This window comes from Kordiimonas sp. UBA4487, assembly GCF_002389025.1.
Classification (GTDB): domain Bacteria; phylum Pseudomonadota; class Alphaproteobacteria; order Sphingomonadales; family Kordiimonadaceae; genus Kordiimonas; species Kordiimonas lacus.
The window spans coordinates 350,738-375,792 of sequence record NZ_DGNR01000015.1; the positions used below are offsets into that span (position 1 = coordinate 350,738).

26 protein-coding genes are annotated in these 25,055 nt (G+C 57.5%); 9 read left to right on the top strand and 17 right to left on the bottom strand.

Annotated elements, in window-relative coordinates; translation table 11 throughout:
* Window positions 1-20: 20 nt before the first annotated feature.
* The 4 genes from B3Z17_RS18070 to B3Z17_RS18085 all read right to left on the bottom strand — a co-directional run bounded on the left by B3Z17_RS18070 (window position 21) and on the right by B3Z17_RS18085 (window position 3,757).
* Window positions 21-1,301 carry an alanine racemase gene (locus B3Z17_RS18070; RefSeq protein WP_286831145.1) on the bottom strand — a complete coding sequence of 427 codons (1,281 nt, stop codon included), beginning with the start codon at window positions 1,299-1,301 and terminating at the stop codon, window positions 21-23.
* Complete coding sequence (locus B3Z17_RS18075; protein ID WP_286831146.1) at window positions 1,294-2,727, bottom strand: D-arabinono-1,4-lactone oxidase; 1,434 nt, start codon at window positions 2,725-2,727, stop codon at window positions 1,294-1,296. The genes B3Z17_RS18070 and B3Z17_RS18075 overlap by 8 nt, the downstream gene beginning before the upstream one ends.
* 212 nt (window positions 2,728-2,939) lie before the next feature.
* Window positions 2,940-3,356: an MAPEG family protein gene (locus B3Z17_RS18080; protein WP_286831147.1), complete on the bottom strand. Its 417-nt coding sequence runs from the start codon at window positions 3,354-3,356 to the stop codon at window positions 2,940-2,942.
* 20 nt (window positions 3,357-3,376) lie between these two features.
* Window positions 3,377-3,757, bottom strand: coding sequence for a VOC family protein (locus tag B3Z17_RS18085; RefSeq protein ID WP_286831148.1), 381 nt, complete (start codon window positions 3,755-3,757; stop codon window positions 3,377-3,379).
* A gap of 154 nt (window positions 3,758-3,911) precedes the next feature.
* Here B3Z17_RS18085 and B3Z17_RS18090 point away from each other — a divergent pair, with 154 nt between their 5' ends.
* A complete protein-coding gene (locus tag B3Z17_RS18090; RefSeq protein WP_286831149.1) occupies window positions 3,912-4,853 on the top strand; it encodes an AraC family transcriptional regulator in 942 nt (313 codons plus the stop codon).
* Here the strand turns inward: B3Z17_RS18090 and B3Z17_RS18095 are convergent.
* A complete protein-coding gene (locus B3Z17_RS18095) occupies window positions 4,850-5,437 on the bottom strand; it encodes a uracil-DNA glycosylase family protein (protein ID WP_286831150.1) in 588 nt (195 codons plus the stop codon). The genes B3Z17_RS18090 and B3Z17_RS18095 overlap by 4 nt on opposite strands.
* Window positions 5,438-5,587: 150 nt before the next feature.
* On the opposite strand from B3Z17_RS18095, the gene B3Z17_RS18100 reads away from it, so the two are divergent.
* Window positions 5,588-6,106, top strand: a complete 519-nt coding sequence (locus tag B3Z17_RS18100) for a YHS domain-containing (seleno)protein (protein WP_068306571.1) — start codon at window positions 5,588-5,590, stop codon at window positions 6,104-6,106.
* A gap of 50 nt (window positions 6,107-6,156) precedes the next feature.
* Here the strand turns inward: B3Z17_RS18100 and B3Z17_RS18105 are convergent, their stop codons facing one another.
* On the bottom strand, window positions 6,157-6,744 hold the full coding sequence (locus B3Z17_RS18105; protein ID WP_286831152.1) for a DUF1579 family protein: 588 nt from the start codon (window positions 6,742-6,744) through the stop codon (window positions 6,157-6,159).
* A 139-nt stretch (window positions 6,745-6,883) separates the two neighbouring features.
* On the opposite strand from B3Z17_RS18105, the gene B3Z17_RS18110 reads away from it, so the two are divergent.
* Both B3Z17_RS18110 and B3Z17_RS18115 read left to right on the top strand, forming a co-directional pair.
* Entirely contained in the window at window positions 6,884-7,714 is an 831-nt protein-coding gene (locus B3Z17_RS18110; RefSeq protein ID WP_286831153.1) for a patatin-like phospholipase family protein, read from the top strand.
* Between the two features lie 232 nt (window positions 7,715-7,946).
* Window positions 7,947-8,864, top strand: coding sequence for a hypothetical protein (locus B3Z17_RS18115; protein WP_286831154.1), 918 nt, complete (start codon window positions 7,947-7,949; stop codon window positions 8,862-8,864).
* 57 nt (window positions 8,865-8,921) lie between these two features.
* Here the strand turns inward: B3Z17_RS18115 and B3Z17_RS18120 are convergent, their stop codons facing one another.
* Both B3Z17_RS18120 and B3Z17_RS18125 read right to left on the bottom strand, forming a co-directional pair.
* Window positions 8,922-10,055 carry an acyl-CoA dehydrogenase family protein gene (locus B3Z17_RS18120; protein ID WP_286831155.1) on the bottom strand — a complete coding sequence of 378 codons (1,134 nt, stop codon included), beginning with the start codon at window positions 10,053-10,055 and terminating at the stop codon, window positions 8,922-8,924.
* Window positions 10,056-10,095: 40 nt separating this feature from the next.
* Window positions 10,096-11,277 carry a thiolase family protein gene (locus B3Z17_RS18125; RefSeq protein ID WP_286831163.1) on the bottom strand — a complete coding sequence of 394 codons (1,182 nt, stop codon included), beginning with the start codon at window positions 11,275-11,277 and terminating at the stop codon, window positions 10,096-10,098.
* A gap of 201 nt (window positions 11,278-11,478) precedes the next feature.
* Between B3Z17_RS18125 and B3Z17_RS18130 the strand changes: the two genes are divergently transcribed.
* Complete coding sequence (locus tag B3Z17_RS18130) at window positions 11,479-11,646, top strand: hypothetical protein (RefSeq protein ID WP_286831165.1); 168 nt, start codon at window positions 11,479-11,481, stop codon at window positions 11,644-11,646.
* 66 nt (window positions 11,647-11,712) lie between these two features.
* Here B3Z17_RS18130 and B3Z17_RS18135 read toward each other — a convergent pair whose 3' ends face one another.
* Together B3Z17_RS18135 and B3Z17_RS18140 are read right to left on the bottom strand one after the other, a co-directional pair.
* The gene (locus tag B3Z17_RS18135; protein ID WP_286831167.1) at window positions 11,713-12,663 is read right to left on the bottom strand and encodes a sterol desaturase family protein; all 951 of its coding nucleotides are present in this window, start codon (window positions 12,661-12,663) and stop codon (window positions 11,713-11,715) included.
* A complete protein-coding gene (locus tag B3Z17_RS18140) occupies window positions 12,653-13,081 on the bottom strand; it encodes a hypothetical protein (protein ID WP_286831169.1) in 429 nt (142 codons plus the stop codon). The genes B3Z17_RS18135 and B3Z17_RS18140 overlap by 11 nt, the downstream gene beginning before the upstream one ends.
* Window positions 13,082-13,288: 207 nt before the next feature.
* Between B3Z17_RS18140 and B3Z17_RS18145 the strand changes: the two genes are divergently transcribed.
* Entirely contained in the window at window positions 13,289-13,459 is a 171-nt protein-coding gene (locus B3Z17_RS18145; protein WP_286831170.1) for a glycerophosphodiester phosphodiesterase family protein, read from the top strand.
* 233 nt (window positions 13,460-13,692) lie between these two features.
* Here the strand turns inward: B3Z17_RS18145 and B3Z17_RS18150 are convergent, their stop codons facing one another.
* From B3Z17_RS18150 to B3Z17_RS18160, 3 genes are all read right to left on the bottom strand, one after another.
* The gene (locus B3Z17_RS18150; protein ID WP_286831172.1) at window positions 13,693-14,367 is read right to left on the bottom strand and encodes a DUF4389 domain-containing protein; all 675 of its coding nucleotides are present in this window, start codon (window positions 14,365-14,367) and stop codon (window positions 13,693-13,695) included.
* A 106-nt stretch (window positions 14,368-14,473) separates the two neighbouring features.
* Window positions 14,474-16,237, bottom strand: a complete 1,764-nt coding sequence (locus B3Z17_RS18155; RefSeq protein WP_286831174.1) for a putative bifunctional diguanylate cyclase/phosphodiesterase — start codon at window positions 16,235-16,237, stop codon at window positions 14,474-14,476.
* 300 nt (window positions 16,238-16,537) lie between these two features.
* A complete protein-coding gene (locus B3Z17_RS18160) occupies window positions 16,538-20,203 on the bottom strand; it encodes a vitamin B12-dependent ribonucleotide reductase (protein ID WP_286831176.1) in 3,666 nt (1,221 codons plus the stop codon).
* Between the two features lie 488 nt (window positions 20,204-20,691).
* Here B3Z17_RS18160 and B3Z17_RS18165 point away from each other — a divergent pair, with 488 nt between their 5' ends.
* The 3 genes from B3Z17_RS18165 to B3Z17_RS18175 are packed head-to-tail and all read left to right on the top strand — an operon-like array spanning window position 20,692 to window position 22,052.
* The gene (locus B3Z17_RS18165; RefSeq protein WP_068306546.1) at window positions 20,692-21,087 is read left to right on the top strand and encodes an NADH:ubiquinone oxidoreductase subunit NDUFA12; all 396 of its coding nucleotides are present in this window, start codon (window positions 20,692-20,694) and stop codon (window positions 21,085-21,087) included.
* A gap of 33 nt (window positions 21,088-21,120) precedes the next feature.
* Window positions 21,121-21,564, top strand: a complete 444-nt coding sequence (gene mlaD / locus B3Z17_RS18170) for an outer membrane lipid asymmetry maintenance protein MlaD (protein ID WP_068306544.1) — start codon at window positions 21,121-21,123, stop codon at window positions 21,562-21,564.
* Window positions 21,564-22,052, top strand: a complete 489-nt coding sequence (locus tag B3Z17_RS18175; RefSeq protein WP_286831178.1) for a DUF2155 domain-containing protein — start codon at window positions 21,564-21,566, stop codon at window positions 22,050-22,052. Before mlaD ends, B3Z17_RS18175 begins: the two co-directional genes overlap by 1 nt.
* On the opposite strand, the gene aat is transcribed toward B3Z17_RS18175, so the two are convergent.
* The 4 genes from aat to aroQ are packed head-to-tail and all read right to left on the bottom strand — an operon-like array spanning window position 21,989 to window position 24,992.
* On the bottom strand, window positions 21,989-22,648 hold the full coding sequence (gene aat / locus B3Z17_RS18180; protein ID WP_286831180.1) for a leucyl/phenylalanyl-tRNA--protein transferase: 660 nt from the start codon (window positions 22,646-22,648) through the stop codon (window positions 21,989-21,991). The genes B3Z17_RS18175 and aat overlap by 64 nt on opposite strands.
* Before the next feature lie 15 nt (window positions 22,649-22,663).
* On the bottom strand, window positions 22,664-24,016 hold the full coding sequence (gene accC / locus B3Z17_RS18185; protein ID WP_068306540.1) for an acetyl-CoA carboxylase biotin carboxylase subunit: 1,353 nt from the start codon (window positions 24,014-24,016) through the stop codon (window positions 22,664-22,666).
* A 9-nt stretch (window positions 24,017-24,025) separates the two neighbouring features.
* On the bottom strand, window positions 24,026-24,511 hold the full coding sequence (gene accB, locus B3Z17_RS18190; RefSeq protein ID WP_068306538.1) for an acetyl-CoA carboxylase biotin carboxyl carrier protein: 486 nt from the start codon (window positions 24,509-24,511) through the stop codon (window positions 24,026-24,028).
* A 25-nt stretch (window positions 24,512-24,536) separates the two neighbouring features.
* Window positions 24,537-24,992, bottom strand: a complete 456-nt coding sequence (gene aroQ / locus B3Z17_RS18195; RefSeq protein WP_286831182.1) for a type II 3-dehydroquinate dehydratase — start codon at window positions 24,990-24,992, stop codon at window positions 24,537-24,539.
* Window positions 24,993-25,055: the final 63 nt, after the last annotated feature.

Sequence of the window (25,055 nt, forward strand, 5' to 3'; positions counted from 1 at the left end):
CGCCACCGTCTGGGCGCTGGTCAGGCAGATGCCGGGAAGACCGGCCAGAAATCGACAATTTCCCCACCGTCATAGACCGCGATATCGCCGAACTGCAGGAACACGGCTTCGCTTTGTTGCGGCCGGAAAAAGACAAATTCGTCGGGCTCAACATCAAGCGCTGGCCCGCCATTGAGCATTTCCTGGTTCGAAGACCGGCCAAAGGTGGCATTATAATCCAGGCCAGGTGGGTCAATGGGATCAGCCAGCCAGTGTCCACCATAGATGAAGACGGTTTTGCGGTAATTCGGGTCCCACATGCTTTTGATGCCGTCTGCGAATTCCAGTCCCGGCATACGGGTCTCGTCCACAGCCTTGATCACCGGTGTGGCGATGAAGCTGGCAGGTTGGTGCGGCTCAAGAAGCTCGCTATCGAAATGGCTGGGTTTGACAAGGCAGGAACCCGCCGACACTTCGTTGGCAATCTTTGTGTCACTGTAATAGCGGTAAGTGGGGCTGCCTGCGGCGTTGCGGGTCATGCCCTCAACCGCGCTGGCGCCAAACTGATCGCGCGCCTGCGTGAGCGCATCTGAGTAGATGCGCCAGGCCGCGTCCTTGACACTTTCGCGCCAGCCCAGGACCGACGGGATGGCCGGGATATGAGGCTCATAGCCCATGAAGCCGCCAAGGGCGAGATTTGGGCTGTCCTTGATGCTTTTGAGCATGGCGCCAAGCTCGGGGCCCGGTGTCTGGCCCCCACGGTGCAGGCCGACATCCAGTTCGATATTGATCCTGAGCGTTCGGCCCAGGCCTTGCGCGAGCGCGCGGTACTGTTCCAGCCGCTCGGGCGTGTCGATCAGCCATTCGATCCGGTCTGCGGCCGGCCCAGCGTCTGCGGGCAGGGTGTCGAAATAGTGCCGGGCGGCGGCCACCGGCAGCGGCTTGCCGATAAGCTGGCTTGCGTTAGGTTTCTGGATACTGAGCGTGGACAGCATGGGTAGGTTGAAGGTCATCAGCCGGTCGGTTCCGGCCCGCGTCATGATGTGCTCAAGCAGCTTCAGCGACGGCAGCGACTTGGCAACGATGCGGTATCCCATGCCGTCAGGCAGATGGCCGGTGAGCGTGTCAATATTGGCATTCAGGCGCTGACGGTCGATCACCAGCGTCGGCGTGGCGATTCCGGCCTTGATAAGCGCCGTCTGCAAGCTGAGGAAATAGGCCGCGCGTGGGCCGCTCCGGTCTTCTGGCCTGAGGGCGATCGCTGCAGCGCCTGCGACGGCGGCGCTGCCAACAAGGAAACGGCGGCGGGATAGTTTAGGCATCGAATGGCTCTCCGAATATCTTGGCCAGATGAGGATTGAGGAATTTGCCCGCAGGATCAAGGCTTCTGCGCAAGTCGCGGAAGGCCTCAAACTGTGGATAGAGCTGGCTAAGGTCTGCACGCCCAAGGGTGTGCAGCTTGCCCCAGTGTGGCCGCCCGCCATGGGCGCGGTAGATGGGCTCAACCAGCTTGAAGAAATGATCGTAAGGCTCGTCAGCCGACGCATGAACCGCGATGGACATGCGCTGCCCGCCCTCGAAGGGACTGAGCCAGGCATTATCGGGGGCGATGAAGCGTACTTCCATCGGGAAATAGCCGGCCTTCAAGTCGTCCAGTACCTTGATGACCTCACGGACAGCCTGAACGCCGTTCTCTCGCGGGATGTGATATTCGGTCTCGTTGAACTTGTGCGGCCTGGTGGTGGACAGAAGCTTTGGTGCCGCGTCGCTGATATCCTCCACCACGCCTTTGGGGAAGGAGGCTTGTGCCACCTGCTGCCTGAGCCACGGCCACCAGCCAAACTTGTCCCGAAGGGCTTTCAGGCTTTCAAGCAGGTCGTCGTCCTCTGCTGATGCCAGTCCGCCAGATACAGGCCCCTCGTGCAGGTCATGGGTGATGGTGGCAGCCATTCCGGTGCTTGGGAAATAATAGAATTCAAAATTGCGGTGTTTGTCTGCGAGCGCTTCGGCGTCACGGAGCACTTCTTCCACGGGCAGGGCGCGCACAATGCGGCGCAAATTGAAGGCGGGGACGGTCTTGAGCGTATATTCCGTGATCACGCCCAAGGCCCCAAGCGACACTTTCCCAGCCGCGAACAGGTCTGCATGACTTGCAGCTGTTACATCCAGTATATCGCCTGACGCTGTGATCAGGCGGAACCCGGCAATATAGTCATGCAGTGCCGTCAGCTGGGCCCCGGTGCCGTGAGTGGCGGTCGAGAAGCAACCGGCCAGCGTCTGGACATCGATATCCGGCATATTGGGCAGGGCCCGGCCGTGCGCTGCCAGGTCAGCCGCGACATCGAACAGGTGCGTGCCTGCGCCGAAGACCGCATAGCCGGTCTGGGCGTTGAATGCCCGCAGCCCCGACATGCTGCTGACATTCACCATCAGGCCTTCGCTGGGCGCGAGGCCGGTGAAGGAATGGCCGCTGCCGAAGGGTCTCACCCGGCCGGTTGCGGCCCTGATCTGGTCAGCAAGCATCGATTCCGTTTCCGGGTAGCTGATGCCTGTGGGGGTTGCCCGCTCGATACCCGACCAGTTTTCCCAACTTTCTTCGCCCGGAGGAGCGTCAGGGAAGTCGGGTGAATAGCCTGGCCGGACAAAATCTTTCGCCCCCCACATCAGATGTTGGCCCACTGGGACTGCGGCTGCGACACCGATGGCGGCAGCGCCGCCTTGCAAGAGTTTTCGCCGGGATATTGGCATGAGTGTCTCCAAACGATAGTTTTCACTATCATTATGGCGGCGCAGCATAATGTCAAGGCGGATTAAAGGGCCTCAACCCAACAGGGACTGGGCCCGGTCCATTATCGCAGGCAACGCCTCCGCATTGAACCAAGGTTTTACTGCTGGCGGACGGTGTTCCGGAATGACCTGTGTTTGGGCGCGAACCGCTGGAATTCGCGCCCTTCTTTTGATCAGGACAATACCCGAAAGCCAATCATCAATATTGCGGCCCAGGAGGCCAGGTAAACCGGCGTGCGCAGATATGGGATACCGAAGATATAGACGCCGGCGTGACCAAGGCGGGCGTAAAAGAACAGCTGTGTCCATTTTCCGACCGTTTCCGCGGCTGCCATGTCACCCTCTTTGAGAAAGGCTGCTGCCACCACCACGGCTATGAAGGCTGGCATGGTTTCCACCATATTGAGGTGCGCCCGTTGCGCCCGGGCGGCCCAGAGCGCCTGCGGCGGTTGGGATTGGGGGTATCCGTCCGGATAATTCTTTAAAAAGGTAACCAGGCCCCATTCAAAAGCCCGGGCGCCAATGTATGGCACCCAAAGCAGGACCGTGAGCAGGCCCGAGAGGGCCAGATAATGAAATGCAGTCGTCATGATTTATCCTTTCTGGTCTGTTAGCCTGCGAAACCGCCGGAAAGCGCTTCAAGCTTGTTGCCAAACGGGTCGCGCACATAAGCGGCATATACCTCTGCGTGCGGGTAGGCCCGTGGCCCAGGTGCGCCTTCACAGATGCCTCCAGTTGCCAGGGCAGCTTGGTGGAAGGCATCGACGGCTTCGGGGCTGGTGGCGCGGAATGCGATATGGGTGCCGTTGCCACCCGTTGGGGAGGCGCCGTCATAAGGCAGCATTGCGATGAATTCGATTGCGCCTGAACCATACGCTAGCAGTTGATCCGTCGCGGCAAGCAGGGTGATGCCCAGGCTCTTCAGCAGGGTGTCGTAGAATTTGCGGGCGAGATCAATGTCGCTTACGCCCACGCTAAGATGGTCAATCATTTTCGGCCTCTTCTTCGAGTTGTCAGGTAGCCGACGCTACGATTTTGACCGAGATTAACAATGCGCGGATGTCCGCCTTTTTTGTTCAATCGTCCAGAATTATTGCCGATGCCTGCTTTCTGCGCATAATGGCGGCATTGAAAAAGGAACCGCCATGGATGTTCTCAGCGACATACTCGATATCCTCAAGTTCAAGGGGAGCCTTTATTTCACCACGGACCTGACAGCCCCGTGGGGCATTGAAGTCCCCGACTATCAGAATGTCGCCCGGTTCCACATGGCCATAGGCGGCGATTGCTGGGTGCGGCTGGCCGGACAGGACAAGGCCATTCGCCTGACAGCAGGGGACATGATCCTGATACCCCACGGCAGTCGCCATTATCTGCTGGACAAGCCGGAGTCACCGGTCCTGACCCTGGACCACGTTTTGGCGGAGAGCGGCTATTCGGGTGACGGGTACCTTGTGTATGGCGGTAACGGCGACACATATTCAAAGCTTGTCTGCGGCCATTTCGAATATGATGAAAGCTTCAGTCATCCGCTGGTGCAGGAGTTGCCGGACCATATCCTGATAACAGGCCGACAGGCGATGGAGTTCAGCTGGTTCGACAGTGCCATGAAGTTCATGTCGTTTGAAAGCCAGACCAGCCATCTGGGCAATGACGCGATCGTCAAGCGGCTGGCCGAAATCCTGTTCATTCATTCAGTCAGGCTGTGGAACAGCACATCGGGCCGCGACAGCGGCTTTCTGGCAGCCATTGCAGACCGGCATCTGGGGCGCGGTATCGCAAAGTTTCATGAGCGGCCGGACGAACGCTGGACAATTGAACGACTTGCGGCCGAGGCGGGGCTCAGCCGATCTGTTTTTGCCAGCCAATTCCGGGACATGCTGGGGATGACGCCGATGGAATATGTTACCTTGTGGCGCATGCAGAAAGCCTGTCGGTATCTGCTGGAAAGTGACATGAGCACCGATGCGGTCGCGGAGCAGGTCGGCTACCAATCGCTCGCCGCTTTTTCCAAAGTGTTCAAGAAAGTCATTGGCGTTGGCCCAGGCAGCTACCGGCGGGAGCAGGGGCTGATGCAGGCTTCCTAGTGTGTCAGGGCCCTTACCCGGTGCCTGAGGACGGGCAGCAGCTCGACGTCAAACCAGGGGTTCTTCTTGAGCCAGATGTTATTCCGGGGGCTGGGGTGCGGCAGCGGCAGGATGCCATCTGGATAGGCCCGCCAGTTCCGGACTGTGTCTGTAAGGTTTTTTTTCCGGCGTGCTGGCAGGTGCCAGTCCATGGCGTATCCACCGATCACCAGGGTTAATTCTATATTGGGAAGCAGGTCCAGAAGCTGGCGACGCCACAAGGTTGCGCATTCAGGCCGGGGCGGTAGATCGCCGGACTTTCCGGTGCCCGGATAGCAGAATCCCATGGGCAGGATGGCAATGTAGCTGGGATCATAGAAGGTATCGCGCGTGATGCCCATCCAGTCGCGCAACCGGTCGCCGGATGCATCGTCAAAGGGAACACCGCTTTCATGCACTTTTCGTCCCGGCGCCTGGCCGGCGATCAATATTCTGGCATCCGCGGCAGCCTGCAATACCGGGCGCGGGCCTGCAGGCAGTGTCTGAGCGCAGGCGCTGCAGGCACGGACATCCGCGAGCAGGGTGCTGAGAGCCGTGTCAGTCAATGGTCAATCCTTTCGTTCTGTCTCCTTGATACGGCAATCGTCCGGGCAACGCCAAATCAAAAGACGATCGCGCAAAAGGAACGGACCTCCGCGCATGGATGCGGGTGACCGGGCGGATTATGTAGGGGCCATCACCTATACGAAAGGATCATGACAGTGCTTAATTCCATCTCTTCCACACTATTCAAATCTATTGCCACCATGGTGGCCGCGCTTATGCTGGCCTCCGCTTCATATGGGGGCGACACAATGGTACGCACCACCAATGTCAGCGACCATAAATTGGCGCTGAAAGGATATGACGCGGTTGCCTATTTCAATCAGGGAGCGCCGGTGGCCGGAAAAAGCCGCTTCAGGCATATCCACAAAGGCGTGGAGTACCGATTTTCGACGGCGGAAAACCGCGACCGTTTCGCGGCGAAGCCCGCAAAGTATGAGCCGCAGTATGGCGGATTTTGTGCTTTCGGTGCGTCTGTCGGCCTGAAGCTGGAAGTAGACCCAGAAGCGTTCGAGATCGTGGAAGGCAAACTATATCTGAATAATTCGCCCGAGGTACATGCCATGTGGCTGAAGGACCCAAGTGGTCGCATCAAGGCAGCGGACCGGAAATGGAAGAATATTCGCACCATGGCGGCGGCAAGCCTGAGCCCGACGCCCTATGATGAATAGCCTCCTGCGTTTGAAAGAGACAGGACCGGCCCTTGTGGCCGGTCTTTTTTTCAGGCTTCTTTCCGGTAGGTGATGCGGAATGCCTTTTGCCAACTGGCGCCGCCATCGTCAGATTTTTCAATATGCAGCATGCGCGTGGGAGACTTGAGTTCCAGCGTCAGGCGGAAGTTGCGCCAAATGCCGTCGCCCACCGGGAAGGTGGTGCCCGATTTGAGGTTGGTAAACACGATTGCGTCGCCTTCAAGCGTGCCTTCATACATATCCATGATGCCCCATACATCATCAATGGCGGCCTTGCGGTAGACATTCCGGTATTGGTCGAAGCTGATATAGGTTTCCATATGAAAGCCGGGACTTGCGGTATCTGCGGGGATTTCCGCCAAAATCATGCCCTTGTGGCGCAGATGCAGGTCCACCTCTGACGCGGGAAAGGCCTGCCAGCTTTCGCCGTTGTCTTCTGTCATTTCAGTGGTCATGGTCCAGCGGCCTTCAAGCGGCGCCAGCTTTTGCATCATGCCGTATGGTTTCTCAGAGACGGGCGGGCGCGCAGCATTGTCAGCCTGTACTGTCACAATGCCTGAAAACGCGAGAAAAGCGGTCAGGAGTGTGGCCAGAGGCCTAGTCAGCATTTTTCTCATGATATGATCCTCCCCTTATGCACAGCAGCATAGGGCGCACGGGCTTTGGCGCAATCGGGAAAATGGTTTAGGCCACCCTTGCAGAGGCCGCGCTTTTTTCCCATGTCAGGGTAGAGAAAGACAAAAAAAGGATAAACATGTGAGGATAGGATTGGCCCTTGGTGGCGGAGCTGGACTTGGCTGGGCCCATATCGGGGTTGTGCGCGCGCTGGCGTCCGAAGGTGTCAGTGCAGATATCGTGTCTGGTACCAGCATAGGATCAATCGTTGGGGCCTGTGTGGCCGCGGACATGCTGGATGAGCTGGAGCAGATCGCGCGCGAGATTACCCTCAGGGAAATGCTGGCACTTGGTGAGTTCGGTTTCAAAAGCGGCAGCCTGATTGGCGCGAGCAAGATTGAAAAGCGCCTGCGGGAGCATTTCGGGACGCTCACCATTGAAGGCATGCCCAAGCCTTTTGCGGCTGTGGCGGCGGACCTATACACGGGCGAACGTGTCGTATTCGATGAAGGTGATGTCGTGACTGCGCTTAGGGCTTCATCTGCCGTTCCGGGCGTCCTGCCGCCCATTGAAACGGCCCATATGCTGCTGGCGGATGGCGGCATGGTTGACCCGATCCCGGTTGCGGCAGCACGGGATTTAGGGGCCGATTTCATCATCGCGGTTGACTTGCAGAGTGACTATGAGGGGCGCGCGCGCCGCTACGGTGTTACGCCGGATGTCAGGAAAAACGGCCGGGCGCTGAAGACGGCGCGGGCAGGGTGGTCGATGGCATTGCAGGCGCTCAGCCGGGCCCGGCTCCAGATTGATCGCCCCAACGTCGTGATTGCGCCGAAGATTGGGCATATCGACATGGTGGATTTCACCCGGGCAAATGACCTGATTGACCTTGGAAAAAAGGCGGCGCTGGATGAATTGCCTTCCATCTGGGCCGCCATGGAGGCCATGTCCCGGACCGAGAACGTACGCTGAGTGCCAGTTGGATTGCTGGCTACTTCAATACTGTGACAACATCGCGTGTCTTTAAGCCAATTACTTGGGGTAAGCCTTAAGTAATTGGCAGGTTCGGGGTGACCGGTACAAATGATCCAATATTTGCGGCAGCCGTAAAAGCATTGGGGAGTAACTTCATCCCGGATTCTTGAAAATGTTACTAAAGATAGTACACTGATCTACTTATGGTGACATTTTAAGACAGCGAGGCATGTTCGTGTTGAGGGCTGTATTGGTATTGGCGGCGATTTTTATGGTGACCCGGCCGTCCGGTGCCGAACACTTCCGTTTAGCCATTGCGTCTGATGACGATCTGTACATCGGCGAAATCCTCAAATTCGCGCTGGAGAAACAAGGTGGCGGCCATACGATGGAGGTGGTCCGCATCGCCCCCATGGCGCAGGGTCGCGCACTCAGGATGCTGGAGGCCCGTGACGCGCGCTTTGACGTACTCTATAGCGGCTATACCGAAGCACGTGCGGGCCGGCTGGCGATAGTGGCGTTTCCACTGACACGCGGCATGCTGGGATACCGGTTGCTTGCCGTACGCGATGACCGTGTTGGCTTGCTCAAGCCCGACATCACCTTTCAACAATTGCAATCCAAGGTGTGCTTCGGTGCAGGAACCGACTGGCCCGACGCCCGTATCATGCGGGATGCCGGCCTGTGTGTCGTCACGGGTACGGATGAAAGCCTGTGGGCGATGCTGGTGCGCGGGCGTTATGATGCCTTTCCGCGCGGGCTGATTGAGGTAGTCAGCGAGATTGAAAGAGAAAGAAACCCGGTTAGAGGAGTCACCTTGACGCTCGACCCTTCCGTGATGCTGGCTTACAAGCAGGATTTGTTCTTCTATCTGCCAAAGCAGGCGGCGGAGCGGGCGGCTATCATCCAGGATGGCCTGGAAAAAGGCCATGCAGATGGCAGCTATGACCAGTTTTTCTACAGTATCCCGACAATCAAGGCTGCGCTGGCAGACATACAGGCCCACCAGCGAACCACCTTCCATCTGGGAGACTGTGCTGCATGCACGGGGTTGGCTGCCATTTCTGAAGACCACTGGCATTGCTTTGAAGATAAGTCAGCCTTCGCGTCCCATTTGACAGGCTCTGGCCCGCAGACCAACCAGTAAGTGGGCAATAAAAAAGCCGGCGCTGGAAGGGCCGGCTTTCTCTTGACTGGTTGTTTTCTAGCGGTTGATTTCCCGCGAGATCACGATGCGCTGGATATCTGATGTGCCCTCGTAAATCTGGGTCACCCGGACATCCCTGTAAATCTTCTCAACCGGATATTCGCTCAGGTAACCATAGCCCCCGAGCGTCTGGATCGCGTCGGAACAGATGGCTTCTGCCGCTTCGCTCGCGAACAGTTTGGCCATGCAGGCTTCCTTGAGGCACGGTTCGCCCGCGTCTTTCATGGCGGCGGCGTTGAGGACCATCAGTTCGGCGGCTTTCAGTTTGGTGGCCATGTCCGCGAGGCGGAATCCGACAGCCTGGTGTTCGATAATCGGCTTGCCGAAGCTCATGCGCTCCTTGGCATACTCAAGGGCATAGTCATACGCCGCGCGTGCCATGCCCACGCTTTGGGCGGCGATGCCGATGCGGCCGGTTTCCAAGTTCGATAGTGCGACCTTATAGCCCGCGCCTTCTTCACCCAGCAGGCAGTCGGTGCCGACTTCCATGTCATCGAAGGTGATGTAACAGGTGTCGGAGCATTTCTGGCCCATCTTGTGCTCAACGCTGGCGACCGTATAGCCTGGCGTGTCTGTGGGCACCAGGAAGGCGGAGATGCCACGCTTGCCCGCCGATGGGTCCGTCACCGCGAAGATGATGGCGGCGCCACCGATCTTGCCGGATGTGATGAACTGCTTGGAGCCATTCAGTTTCCAGCCTGAATTGGTGCGTTCAGCGCGTGTCTTGAGCATGGAGGCGTCAGAACCGGCCTGCGGTTCCGTCAGGCAGAAAGCGCCGATCATTTCACCGCGGGCGAGGGGCTTGAGGAATTTTTCCTTCTGCTCATCGGTACCATTTGCGAGCACGGCAGCACACACAGGCGCGTTATTGACGCTCATCAGCGTGGACAAGCCACCGTCGCCTGCAGCGATCTCAATCAGCGCGAGTGCGTAGGATACATAGTCCGTTTCTGCGCCGCCCCACTGTTCGGGCATGGTCATGCCCATGAGCCCGAGTTCGCCCATTTCCCGCAGGATATCAGCCGGGATTTCACCGGCTTTTTCCCACGCGGCTGCGTTCGGGGTGATGCGGTCGGCTGCGAAGGCGCGGGCCATATCCCGCACCATGCGTTGTTCTTCGGTCAAGATCATGGCCGTGTCCCTTTGGTTATCGTTTGGCCTAATCTAACTGTTATGCGAGCTCAATCGCAACGGCTGTCGCTTCACCGCCACCGATGCACAAGGATGCAACACCCTTCTTGAGGCCCCGTTTCTTGAGTGCGTTGATGAGCGTTACGCAAATCCGCGCGCCGGATGCGCCAATTGGGTGGCCAAGGGCACAGGCGCCGCCGTTCACATTGACTTTTTCAGGGTCGAGGCCCAGTTCCTGGATCGCCGCCATGGCGACAACGGCAAAAGCTTCGTTGACTTCGAACAGATCAACGTCAGCGACCGTCCAGCCAGCTTTATCGAGAACCTTTTCCATGGCTTTTACGGGCGCCGTGGTGAACCACTCTGGCGCCTGGCCGTGGTTGGCGTGCGCCACCAGCTTGGCCAGTGGCTTCAGGCCGCGTTTTTCGGCTTCACCGGCAGTCATCATCACAAGCGCCGCGGCACCGTCTGAGATAGAGCTGGCGTTAGCAGCCGTTACTGTGCCGTCTTTCTTGAAGGCAGGGCGCAGGCCCGGGATTTTGTCGAGACGGGCTTTTGGTGGTTGCTCGTCAGTTGCCACTTCCACGTCGCCGCGGCGGGACTTGACGGTTACCGGCACCACTTCACCATCGAAGCTGCCGTCCTCGATGGCGCGCTGGGCACGCTCCAGAGAGCGGATGGCGTAAGCGTCCTGCGCCTCGCGGGTGAATTGGTATTCTGCAGCACAGAGTTCTGCGAACACGCCCATGGGTTCGCCGGCATAGGCGTCCGTCAGGCCGTCAAGTGCCATATGGTCCAGCATCTGGGCGTTGCCGTATTTCACGCCGGTGCGGCCGGTTGGCAGAATGTGTGGTGCCAGGGACATGCTTTCCATGCCGCCCGCAACAACTACGCTGTTAGTACCAGCCTTAAGGCTGTCGTGCGCCTGCATCATGGCCTGCATGCCGGAGCCGCACATTTTGTTGATGGTAACAGCGCCTGTGACGTCCGGGATGCCGGCTTTGCGGCTTGCCTGGCGGGCAGGGGCCTGGCCCTGGCCGGCTGGCAGCACACAGCCCATGATCGTCTCATTGACCGCGTCACCTTCGATGCCAGCGCTTGCAAGCGCGCCCTGGATCGCAACAGCGCCAAGGTCTGAAGCGGGAACGGTAGACAGGTCACCCAGCAAACCACCCATTGGGGTGCGGGCCATACCAACGATTACAATTGCATCCTGAGACATGAGGGGCTCTCCTTCAATTTTCCGGGGCGCCTTCTAAACAGGGGCGCTCTCCCTAAATCTGATTGCCGACAATGTGCCAAAATTCCGGCTTTTCGCAAGTGCAAAATAAAATTCTTTTCGCACCTGCACAAAAAAGTGACATTTGACGGCACATGCACAGCCATATAAGAAGGCGTCAGCATATTTTGAAGGGACACTGACATGGCGACACGCGTTGGCTTTTTTCTATTTATCGGCTTTATCCTGGGCGCGGTTGTCGGGGCTTGGTTGCCGTATCCTGCCATTCTTGAAACAGTAGTCGGCGGCGCAGCCGGTGTTTTGCTCGCGGTATTGTTCGACTTTATTGGCAAGCGGAAGCGGCAAGGCTAGTCCGTCATTGGCGCTGCCTAATACCAGGTTTTGCATAGAGTGGCGGCGAACGCCTTGAACCATCGGCTATTCGGCGGCTTGGGGGGCGCCTTTTGGTGGGCTGTCGATTGAACCGCTGTTGGTTGAAGCCTGCCGTTCACGCCATTCAGCCTTGATCATATCGCTGGTCTTGCGGCTGCCGTCTGGTGTCCAGCCGGGCGGTGCGACGAGGAACATCAGCTTGGTCCTGAGCCCCTTGGCCTGCCACATGTCGGTGACAATACCCCACCATTCATGAAAAGCGACCCTGAGCGGGTTGAAGGTGCCCAGGTCGCGCACCAGGCCATAGCGGCACGGCTCGTCCCGGTCTTCCGGTACGAAGCTGCCGAACAGTTTGTCCCAGATGATAAAGACCCCGGCATAGTTGGCGTCCAGATACTTGGGGTTGTTGGCATGGTGCACCCGGTGGTGGCTGGGCGTGTTCATCACGGCTTCGAACCATCGGGGCATACGGTCGATGGCTTCGGTGTGGATCCAGAACTGATAGATCAGATTGAGGCCCGCGCAGAAGAAGACGATGCCGGGTTCGATACCCAGAATAAAGATGGGCCAGCGGAACAGGGCGCCCGGTGTCAGCTGGCTGGTCCAGGTCTGCCTGAGCGCGGTTGTCAGGTTATAATGCTGGCTCGAATGGTGGATCACATGGGCGGCCCACATCCAGCGGGACCGGTGCCCGAACCGGTGAATCCAATAATAGGCCAGATCGTCGAGCACAAAGGCCACTACAAACACCCACGCGGCGTGACCCCAGTGGAACAGGGCGAAATTCTCCCACACCCAATAGCTGACAAAGAAGGTAATGGACACGGTAATGGCACCGGAAACGGTGCTGCCAAGGCCCATGATCAGGGATGTGAAGGCGTCCTTGCCTTCAAATTTGGTGCGGCCTGTCTTCCAGCCATAGATCATTTCCACCAATACGAAAAAGACGAAGGCGGGCACCGCAAAATCGGTTGGACTTGGCAGGTCAAGCGGCATGGGTGGCCTCCTCACGGTTGGCGAAGCCATCAAGCAGCTTTGTTGCCTGGGCCAGCGTTGCTGCCGGCATGGTTAGCGTGATTTCGGGTTGGGTGAAATCGTTCAGCACAAGGGTGATGCGGGCATGGTCCTTATAGACCTTGCGGATGTCTGCTGACGTCAGCAGGCGGCACACAACCCTGTCCCCCAGCAGGCGCGCAAGGCCAAAACAGTCCGCAGGGGCATCAAGGGCGGCCAGCGCCACCTTGCCGGTCGCGTCAACCATGACATCAGCAACCTGGGCTTCGGGCGCGTAGCGCACAATGTTGCGCGCGACACGGTCAGCGTCCAGCCGCCCGGTGTTCGGGAACAGCTTTGCGGTCAGAAGCGCAAGAACAATGATGGCCACAAGCGAGCCCAGGGTCAGTCCCAAATCCATAATCGATCCTCCACCTTTAAAAGACCCTTGAATTATTGGACCGTCAAGTCTTGAATTTATCACGGGAAGCAGCATAGCGGCCAGTTTGTCACATTTTCCGGGCAGGGTGCTTTTCCTGTTTGCAAACTGCTTGAGGGGCGTATGGTTATGGATATGAGATTAAAGGCTTTTTTGGGATTGGCCCTGATATTGGTGGGAGGGACACCTGTGGTACAGGCAAATGACAGCGACCCTATTGTGATTGCTCACCGGGGGGCAAGCGGTTACCGCCCGGAACATACACTGATGGCCTACCGGATGGGAATCGAGATGGGTGCAGATTATGTTGAGCGCGATCCGGTACTGACCAGGGCCGGTAAGTTGATGGCCCGGCTGTGACTAAGCACAGCCCTTGCTGTCGTGCATTGCTTACGCTAGAATTGGGCTATGTTTGATTTGATCAAAGGCTTGGTTACCGCGATTATCGCCGCCGTTGTTATCCGGCTGGGTGCGGAGGTGCTGTTTGAAAAAGCAGGGCTGTTCATGTAGCCACATTATCAGCACCAGAGACCAAAACAAAAAGGCGCCGAGTGGCGCCTTTCTTCATTTCAGGCAATGTGCCAGTCAATGCGTTAGTCGTCGGACGGCATATCCTTGCCAAGCGGGAAGGGGCGTTCGTCCGTCTGGAAACTCAGGTAATCCATGACATCGCTGATATAGCGGCCCAGAATGGTCATGGCACTTTTGATCGTTTCATTGGGCCTGTCGTTCAAGACGGTCAGGACCAGTTGAATGACCGCGAGGACAATGAGTGCAATCAGGGAGAAATAGCCAAAAATGCTGAACAGCACCACGAACGCGAGGCGCGTGAGGTGCGTGGACCAATCCTTTTCCTTCATGGCTTGCTTGAACTGCTCCGCGTCAAAGCCGTTCCCGGAAGAGGATTCGGAAGAGTAATCGTCGTCACTGCCGCCTGCGCGGGCTGCACTTTCGGTGCTTTCCGGCTGATCAGCCGCTTCGAACGTCCGCTCCTGCTCATCTGCCACACTGGATACTTTGGGGTCGGGCTTCACTGCCTTCGCTGCAGCGCTTTTGCTTGCTGGCTTTTTGCTGGGCGCTTTCTTAGCCGTTGTCTTGGAGGCTGCTGCCTTCTTGACCGGCTTGCGGGTGGTTGTCGCTTTCTTTGCGGGCGCCTTTTTAGCCGTGCTGGCCTTGGCTGCCGGTTTCTTCGCAGCTGTTTTCTTTGCAGCAGTCTTCGGGGCCGCTTTCTTGGCTGGTTCCGTCGTGTTCGTGGTGTCCTCGCTCATATCATTCCCTGTCATTGGCCGCTATCACCGGCCCTATCTATAGACGGGGCCGTCTTTACACCATATGTGGGGCGGCTCGGGACGGCCTTCAAGGGGGCAGGCCAGGTCAAGCCCAAGGCAGCTTGCCGCGCACCATCTCTGTTGCTGAGGCGGTATTCACAGGCTTCGACCAGAAATACCCCTGTCCGAAGCTGAAATCCAAATTCCGCAGCATGTCGATATGCTCCAGATCCTCTAGCCCCTCCGCCACCACTTCGTGGCCCAGGTTTGTGGCCAACATGCCGATCATTTCCAGAATTTTGAAAGGCGCATTGTCCTTTTCAAGCTGGTTGATGAAGCTGCGGTCGATCTTGATGATATCTATGGGGAACTGGTGAAGATAGTTAAGCGAGCTGTAGCCAGTGCCGAAATCATCGAGGGCCACTTTGACACCTAGCTTACGGATTCGGGACAAAGTTTCGGAAATCCGGGTCGGGTTGGCCATAATGGCGCTTTCTGTCAGCTCGATGCGGATCAGATGGCCCGGGAGGTCATATTCCTTCAGCGCCTTTTCCACCATGCCGGCGATATCGTCGCGCGCGAACTGAACGCCTGAGACATTCACATTCACCGGGACTGTTTTCTCCGGCCCCATCTCATCGAGCCAGGATTTAACCGCGGCACAGGCCGAGTCAACCGCCCAGCGACCAAGATTGACAATCACACCGGTTTCTTCCGCCAGTGGGATAAACTCAATGGGAGACACCACGCCGCGATCCTTGTGGACCCAGCGGGTGAGGGCCTCAAAGCCGTGCAGTGTGTCTGTCTTCAGGTCAATGATGGGCTGATAGTTAAGCTCAAGCTCGCCGCGTTCGACAGCACGCCTGAGTTCGGTTTCCAGGTGGAACTGCGACCGGGCGCGTTGATGCGAATCGCTGCGATAAATCTCTGTCCGGGCTTTGCCGGCGGATTTCGCGCGGTGCATGGCGAAATCGGCATCGCGGATCAGGTCTTCCGGGTGGGTAGAGCTGGAAATCGTGGTTGCCACGCCCACAGACACACTGGTGAAAACTTCATTGCCATCCAGGTCATACGGAAGCGCCATGGCGTCATGAATACGGCGGGAGATCATCTCAACCTCTTCAATGTCGCTGAAGCGGGAGACGAGAATCGCAAATTCGTCGCCTGAGAGGCGCGCGAGCGTGTCTGAACTGCGGATGCAGCGGCGAAGTGTGGACGCCATGGAGATCAGGAAGCGGTCGCCTGATGAATGGCCGAAGCTTTCGTTGATCTGCTGGAACCGGTCGATATTGATGATCAGGACGGCGCAGCCGGTGGTCTGGCCGGACCGCTGGCACTCTGCCACGGCCTCTTCAAGTTTGTTGCGGAACAGCACCCGGTTGGGTTGGCCCGTGAGGGCATCGTGAAAGGCGTGGTGCAACAGGTTGCGTTCGGCAAGCTTCTCGGCCGTCTGGTCCTCAATGGTGCAGATCACTTGATAGACACGGCCTTCGTGATCCTCAAGCGGCAGCAGGTGGGACGACAGGAAGCGCTCCATCGCGCCGGCGCGGATGGACCATTCAAAGCTGGCGCTGCGGCCCGAGCGGTATACTTCCAGGATTTGGCCTGCGAGCACATGGTTGTCGCTGGCGCTCCAGACACTGTCGAGCGTGCAGGGCATCTGCGCGCCTTCTTTCAGGTCGAACACATCGCGGGCGAACCCATTGATAAACAAGGCTTCAATGACATTGCCGGTGGTTACACCACACACGAGAATGCCAACTGGCAGGCGTTCGGCAACGGCGCTCGTATTGACAATGCGAGTCGACTGGGAACCATCGCCAGATGAGTTGGCAATCGGAGAAACCTTGCTTCCTAGCGTGTCGGCCACCGTTAGCTCCACGATAAATAATACAACACAAGAAATGGCAGAGCCTCACCCCCGCGCACCCCGACACTTGAACACCCCGCCAGTAAAGATTTGGTAAAGGTTCAAGTGCTGTAGGCGATACTATAGGCGCGTGTCTGCGCCGTGGAAACAACAAGTTGAAAATTATAGGCAATTTCGTGAAAGCCGCCGGGGCAGGCGTCTGTTGGTTTGGTACAGGCAAAAAAATTGGGGAAGGCAGGACCTTCCCCGAGATATCCACCCACTGGGACGGGTTAGTGGGTGGGGTAATTCTTCAAATGCTTAGCTGCAGCCGCTTGTGCCGCCGCAAGTGTCGCACTTCAGGCACGTGCCGTTGCGAACGAGCGTAAAGTTGCCGCATTCGCCACAGGCATCGCCTTCATATCCCTTCATCCGGGCCGCAACCCGGGCATCAACGGTTGCTTCGGTGGCGCCATTCGCCATGGCCGACCCAACGGAGACCGCGGCAGTGCCGGTCGTGCCGGTGGCTACAGCAACAGTCTCTAACTCTTTGGTGTCCTTGGTATCTTTCGACTTCAGGACAACCAGGTTGCTGCCGCGAACATAGCCGGAGGACGCGAATTTCTGGACGCGCTCCAGGGCTTCGGTAACCTCTTCGTTCATGGCAGGCAGGCCGTCGCCGCTGTCGCCGCGCCCCGTTGTGTCGGGCGCGAGGTCGGCAGGCTGGACGTGTGCCAGATCATCCCGGCCAAGGTAGGAGATCGCCAGCTCGCGGAAGATATAATCCAGAAGCGAAGTTGCCATCTTGATCGTGTCGTTGCCTTCCACGCGGCCGAATGGCTCGAAGCGCGTGAAGGTGAAGGCGTCAACGAATTCCTCGAGCGGCACGCCATACTGGAGACCGATGGAGATGGCGATGGCGAAGTTGTTCATCAGGCTCCGGAACGCAGCGCCTTCCTTGTGCATGTCGATGAAGATCTCGCCTACGCTGCCGTCATCATATTCGCCGGTACGAAGATAGACTTTGTGCCCGCCAACGATGGCTTTCTGGGTGTAGCCCTTGCGGCGCTCCGGCAGACGCTTGCGCTTGGTTGCGGCTTCGCGTTCCACTTCAACGATGCGTTCAACGATCCGCTCAGTGATCACTTCGGCGCGCTCTGCCACATTCATTTCCTCGAGGTCTTCTTCAAGATCCTCTGGGTCCAGAAGGGCGGCATTCAGCGGCTGGCTGAGCTTGGAGCCGTCGCGGTACAGTGCGTTGGCCTTGAGCGCAAGCGACCAGCTGAGCTCATAAGCCGCCATACAGTCGTCAACGTCGGCCGAGTTCGGCATGTTGATGGTTTTACTGATAGCGCCTGAGATGAACGGCTGAGCCGCCGCCATCATGTGGATGTGGCTTTTCCAGGAAAGCGAACGCTTGCCGATCTTGCCGCATGGGTTGGCGCAATCGAACACATTATAGTGCACTTCCTTCAGGTGCGGCGCGCCTTCCAGCGTCATGGCGCCGCAGCAGAAGAGGTTGGCGGCTGAAATTTCTTCGCGGTCATAGCCGATGGCGGCCAGAAGGTCGAAATTATAGTCGTTCAGCTGCTCGTCGGTCAGGCCCAGCGTTTCCTTGCAGAAATCCGTGCCCAGCGTCCATTGGTTGAATACGAACTTGATGTCGAACGCGTTCTTCAGTTGGGCTTCGACCGCATCAATCTCACGCGTTGTGAAGCCACGCTCCTTCAGCGTTTCATGGTTCACACCAGGCGCGTCCTTCAGCGTGCTGTTCCCCACGGCATAGAGGATGATGTCGTTTATTTCTTCCCCGTCATAGCCAAGTACTTCAAGGGCTTGCGGCACGATGCGGTTAATGATCTTGAAGTAACCGCCACCCGCGAGCTTCTTGAACTTCACCAGCGCGAAGTCAGGTTCAATGCCCGTGGTGTCACAGTCCATCACCAGGCCAATGGTGCCGGTAGGTGCAATCACGGTTGCCTGTGCGTTCCGGAAACCGTGTTCTTCACCGATCTCCAGCGCGCGGTCCCAGGCTTCACCGGCAGCGACACCGATTGCTGGGTCAGTCAGGCTTTCGATATCCAGCGGCACAGGCTTGGTGTGCAGCTTCTCGTAGCCGTCATCCTGGCCGAATGCAGCACGCCGGTGGTTGCGGATGACCCGCAGCATGTGGTCGGCGTTTTTCTTGTAGCTTGGGAACGCGCCCAGCTCAGAAGCCATTTCCGCGGATGTCGCGTAAGACTCGCCGGTCATCAGGGCAGTGATGGCACCACAAAGCGCACGGCCTTCGTCACTATCGTAGGACATGCCGAGGCTCATCAGAAGGCCGCCGATGTTGGCAAAGCCAAGGCCCAGCGTACGGAACTCGTAGGAGAGCTTGGCGATTTCCTTCGATGGGAACTGCGCCATCAGGACGGAAATCTCAAGCACCATGGTCCACAAGCGGCACGCATGCTTGAAGTTCTCAACCTTGAAGCTGCCATCCTTGGCCCGGAATGTCATCAGGTTCAGCGACGCCAGGTTACAGGCCGTGTCATCGAGGAACATATATTCGGAGCATGGGTTCGACGCGCGGATGTCGCCGCTTGCCGGGCAGGTGTGCCAGTCATTGATTGTGGTGTGGAACTGGATGCCGGGGTCAGCGCACGCCCAGGCCGCGTGGCCCACGTCGCGCCACAGGTCCTTGGCGTTCAGCTTACGGGCAATGCTGCCGTCCGTGCGGCTCACCAAGTTCCATTCCGCGCCGTCGTTCACGGCTTTCATGAAATCGTCGGTGACACGGATGGAGTTGTTGGAGTTCTGGCCGGAAACGGTCAGATAGGCGTCCGAATCCCAGTCGGTATTGTAGGTTTTGAAGTCGATCGACGAGTAGCCTTGCTTGGCAAACTGGATCACGCGCTGCACATAGTTTTCAGGGATCATCACCTTACGGGCGGCGATGATTTCCTTCTTGAGAAGCTTGTTTTCCTTCGGCTCAAACGCCTTGTCACCCATGTCCGGCTTGGCGTCATGACACGCTTTCATGATGCGGTTCAGGTGAATTTCATTCAGCTTCGAACCTGAAACAAGCGCTGCAACCTTTTGTTCTTCAACAACTTTCCAGTTGATGAAGTCGTCAATGTCAGGGTGGTCGATGTCCACCACCACCATCTTGGCGGCGCGGCGGGTGGTGCCTCCTGACTTGATTGCCCCAGCGGCACGGTCGCCGATTTTGAGGAAGCTCATCAAGCCGGAGGACTTTCCGCCACCAGAGAGAGCTTCGCCCTCTCCACGAATATTCGAGAAGTTGGAGCCGGTGCCCGAGCCATATTTGAAGAGGCGGGCTTCGCGGGTCCAGAGATCCATGATACCGCCATCGTTCACCAGATCGTCAGATACGCCCTGGATGAAGCAGGCATGTGGCTGTGGATGCTCATAAGAACTTTTAGACTTCACAAGTTTACCGGTCTCGAAGTCTACATAGTGGTGGCCTTGTGCCGGACCGTCGATACCATACGCCCAATGGAGACCCGTGTTGAACCACTGCGGGCTGTTTGGTGCCGCCATCTGGTTCGACAGCATGAAGCGCATTTCGTCAAAGAAGGTTTTGGCGTCGGCTTCGCTATCGAAATAGCCGCCTTTCCAGCCCCAGTATGTCCAGGTACCGGCGAGACGGTCGAAAACCTGCTTGGCGCTGGCTTCACTGCCATAACGCTTGTCTTCTGGCATGCTTTCAAGCGCGTCCTTGTCGGCTTCCTTGCGCCACAGCCAGCTGGGCACACTTTCTTCTTCGACAGGTTTCAGGGCCTGGGGTACGCCCGCCTTGCGGAAATATTTCTGCGCGATGATGTCGGTCGCGACCTGACTCCAGTTTGTGGGTACTTCCACATTATCCATATGGAAAACGATCGAACCGTCCGGGTTCCTGATTTCACTGATTGCAGTACGCCACTCCTGTCCAGCATATGGACATGGCATATCTTTGGTAAAACGGCGTTCAATACGCATGCGGTTCCCCCGTTCGGTTATCGCTCATGTTTTACTGGAATCTCATTGCTCTAGCGCCTGCAAACCAGCCCCTGCCCAGGCGCGCGCCGTCCAGCCCCTAATTCTTACTCCACCACTATATCTAGTGGCTGCTCCCTTGAGTGGGCCCAATCCTATGTGTGAAACGGCGAGGGGGACAAGCCCTATTTTTCACTTTAAGTCGGTTGACATTGGCCCTTTCTGTGAAGGGTGGGAGACGACTCATTGTTGCACCATGAGTCTTTCCAAACATGGGTGTGTTTTTCGCTTCGTTAAATTTTTTTTCAACCGCCCTGTAACATTTCCTTCATGCTTCTCGTGGGAGGCTGTGATGGCCGAATCGGATGGCGCCGCGTGAACTGGACCCAGAAATGTCACAATTGCGAAATATGGGTGTTGTTGCGGCTTTTCCTTGGGGGCCAAACGTGCTAAACGGGCGCGAATGTTCCCGCAATTGATGGAAAAAAGTAATGACTGGTCTGATTTCTAAACTGTTTTCGTCACCAATCTTCACTTGGTGGAATTCCGCCACCTTCGGTACGCGTCTGTTCACCAGCCGCAAGGGGGTGAAAGTGGGCGAAGACAATCAGGGCAACGTTTACTATCAGGAAAAGAACGGCCATCGCCGCTGGGTTATCTACAAGAACGGCCCGGTTGAGGCGTCCCGTGTGCCAGCAGACTGGCATGGCTGGCTGCACTATACTGTTGATGAGCTGCCGTCCGAGCAGCCGATCCAGAGCAAGCCATGGGAAAAAGAACATCAGGAAAACATGACCGGTACAGCCGGCGCCTATGTGCCAGCTGGCGCCGTGAACGCGGCACAGCGCGCATCCACCACGGCAGACTATGAGGCCTGGCGCCCATAAGGGCAGGGCATCTCAAGCCAGCGAAAGAAATTTATGTCGAGCAATCTTGTTGAATCTCTCATCGGTGCGCTGGTTCTGCTGATCGCGGGCTGGTTCCTTATGTTTGCTTACGAGCGCACGGACGGTGCAATGTCTGGCGGCTATACGCTGGTGGCCAAGTTCGACCAGATTGACGGTATCGGCGTTGGGTCGGACGTCCGTCTGGCGGGTGTCAAGGTGGGTTCCGTGGTGTCCAATACGCTGGATAAAGAGACATTTCAGGCCGTGGTGCAGTTTTCTGTAGAGCGGGGCATTGAACTTCCGACAGACACGGCAGCAGCAGTGAGCCAGGAAGGCCTTTTGGGCGGTAAATACCTGCGGTTGCTACCGGGCGGTATGCTGGAAACGCTGGCTGACGGCGATGAGATTTCAGAAACCCAGGATGCGGTTGACCTGATCAGTCTGTTTGGCAAGTTCGCAACAGGCGACAGCAATTGATGAAAGCAGGGCTGCTGCATATCGCGCTGGCATCCCTGATTTGCCTGAGCGGCCAGACCGCAGCGGCCCAGGACACACTCCAAAACGCATCACAACCGACAGAGGCGGCGGCGCAAAAAACCGCCGGCCTTGAAGACGATGCCAAGCGTACAGAGAATGTCGCCCATAATGTTGTGGTGCTGCGCGCGCTTGATAAAATCACGGCCCGCATCACCGAAATTGAACTGCCGGTTGGTGACGAGGCGCGCTTTGGCACCCTGGCCCTGAAGGCTCTCTATTGCCGTACGAGGCCGCCAATCGAGCCGCCTGAGACATTTGCCTATCTGGAAATCGATGACCTCAAAAGAAATGAGGACCGCGAGCGTGTTTTCGAAGGCTGGATGGTGGCATCAAGCCCGGCGCTCAACCCGCTTGAGCATTCGGTTTATGATGTCTGGGTGATCAACTGCAAGACGGTCGAGCCGTCGGAGGATGCACCCAAGCCGTAGAAATTGGCCGAGTGGATCATCAGCGCGGCCTTGAGCATTGCCTGGTATTCCTCGCGCGGTAGCTCACACGCTCCGAACTGCTTCAGATGATCCGTTACGAACTGGGTATCCAGCAGGATAAATCGCCCGGCCTTCAACCGGGCCACCAGGTGCGCCAGCGCAACCTTGCTGGCGCCGGTTGCGGTATGGAACATGCTTTCGCCGAAGAAGGCACCGGCCAGCGACACACCATACAGCCCGCCGACCAGCTCCCCCTCAAGCCAACATTCTACTGAGTGGGCAAAGCCGCGCTCGTGAAGATCGGTATAGAGATGCTCGATCCGTTCGCTGATCCAGGTGGTGTTGCGGCCACGGGCAGGGCGCGCACAGGCCTGCACGACCTGTTGGAAGGCTTCGTCCACAGTTACCGTGAAACGGTCCTGGCGTACAACCTTGGCCAGCGATTTCGGTAAGTGGAACTTGTCCAAGGGAATGATACCGCGTTCATCCGGGTCAACCCAGAACAGCTCATCATCTTCCCGGCTGTCGGCCATGGGAAAGACGCCGGCGGCGTAGGCCTGCAGCAAAAGATTAGGGGTTATACTGTCGTGCGGCATAACCCCTAATATACTTTATTTTGCGTTGTGCTTTTCAAGGAATTTTTCCAGCCAGTGGATATCATAATCCCCTTTCTGGAATTCCGGGTCGTCCATCAGCGCCTGATGGAGCGGAATGGTCGTCGTTACGCCGTCGATGACATATTCCTCGAGCGACCGGCGAAGCCTGAGTAGGCAGCCTTCACGGGTGTAGCCGGACACAATCAGCTTGGCGACCATGCTGTCATAATAAGGCGGGATTTTATAGCCCGCGTAAACAGCGCTGTCGCAGCGCACGTTCAAGCCACCTGGTGGGTGATACTGTGTCACCACGCCCGGGCTTGGCATGAAGGTGAAGGGATGCTCGGCATTGATGCGGCATTCGATGGCATGGCCGAAGAACCGCACCATATCCTGCGTGTAAGAAAGCTTCTCGCCTGACGCCACGCGGATCTGCTCGCGCACGATGTCGATCCCGGTGATCATTTCGGTCACGGGGTGTTCCACCTGAACCCGGGTGTTCATTTCAATGAAATAGAACTCACCGTCTTCATAGAGGAACTCGATGGTGCCGGCACCGCAGTAACCGAACTCGGCCATCGCTTTGGCAACGATGCCGCCCATGCGCTCACGCGTTTCGCTGTCGATGACAGGCGAAGGCGCTTCTTCAAGCACCTTCTGGTGCCGGCGCTGCAGGCTGCAGTCGCGCTCGCCAAGGTGAATACAGTTGCCGAAGCTATCGCCGATCAACTGGAATTCAATGTGCCGTGGCTTCAAGAGGAACTTCTCGATATAGACCGCGTCATCGCCGAACGCCGCTTTGGCTTCGGTGCGGCAGGTCTTCAGCTTGGTCGACAGCTCATCAGCCGAACGCACAATCTGCATGCCGCGGCCACCACCTCCGGCAGAAGCCTTGATGATCACGGGATAGCCGATTTCTTCACATACCCGCTTGGCTTCAACATCGTCGGTGATGCCGCCTTCGGAGCCGGGAACAACCGGGATGCCCAGTTTCTTCACGGTTTCCTTGGCGGTGATCTTGTCACCCATCATACGGATGTGTTCTGCCGATGGGCCGATGAAGGCAATGCCGTGCTCGGCCACGATTTCGGAGAAATGCGCATTCTCTGAAAGGAAGCCATAGCCCGGGTGGATGCCGTCAGCGCCTGTGATCTCGGCGGCCGAAATGATCGCCGGGATGTTCAGGTAGCTGTCTGTGGATGAGGGCGGGCCGATACAAACGGATTCGTCCGCCAGCCGCACATGCATCGCGTCGGCGTCAGCTGTGGAGTGCACAGCCACCGTCTTGATGCCCATTTCGTGACAGGCACGGTGAATCCTGAGCGCAATCTCGCCCCGGTTTGCAATGAGGACTTTTTTAATCATCAAAAGGTGTCCCTACTCGATGATGCAAAGGGTTTCACCGAACTCAACCGGCTGGGAGTCGGCAACCAGAATTTCTTTCACAGTGCCGGATTTCGGCGCTTTGATCTGGTTCATCACCTTCATGGCTTCGATGATCAGGATGGTATCACCTTCCTTCACGGTAGAGCCAACCTGGATGAAGGGGTCTGCGCCTGGGCTTGGTGACGTATAGGCGGTACCAACCATTGGCGACGGTACGGCGCCCGGATGATCAGCCGGGTCAGCGGCAGCAGGTGCAGCGGGTGCGGGAGCAGCAGCAGGAGCCGGTGCGGCAGCAGGTGCCGCGGCTGGTGCCGGCGCAGCCATTTGAGGCGCAGCGTAATTGATGCTGGAAGGCACTTCGCGTGCAACGCGGATGCGCAGATTTTCTTCTTCCACTTCGATCTCAGACAGAGTGGATTTGTCTAGAAGCTCGGCGAGCTCGCGCACAAGCTCTTTATATTCTTTAATCTTTGACATGTAAGTAGCCTTTAACCCCTGGTCATTAATTGACGCGCAGCATACTCGCAAACGCGTCAATCGCAAGCACATATCCGGTCGCGCCAAAACCGCAAATCACCCCCGCAGCCTGATCGGATACGAATGAGTGGTGGCGGAATTCCTCCCGCGCGAAAACGTTGGATAAGTGCACTTCAATAACTGGTGTGTTGATAGCAGCAATTGCGTCTCGGATTGCGACCGACGTGTGGGTGTATGCCGCGGCGTTTAAAATAATGCCGTCGGCGCCATCACCGGCCTCCTGAATCCAGTCCACAAGCGTGCCTTCGTGATTGGTCTGCCGGAAATCCACATTCAGGTCGTGGCTCCGCGCATGTTCTTTGATCATCTTGCCGATCTCGGGCAGGGTCAGACTGCCATAGGTCTCGGGCTCTCGGCTTCCCAACAGATTAAGGTTGGGGCCATTGAGGACCATGATCGTTTTTTGTGGCGCTTCACTCATAATCGAATCCAAATGTTTCGACAGATCGCTTGATGCCCCCTGTATAATGCCATATGCATGGCA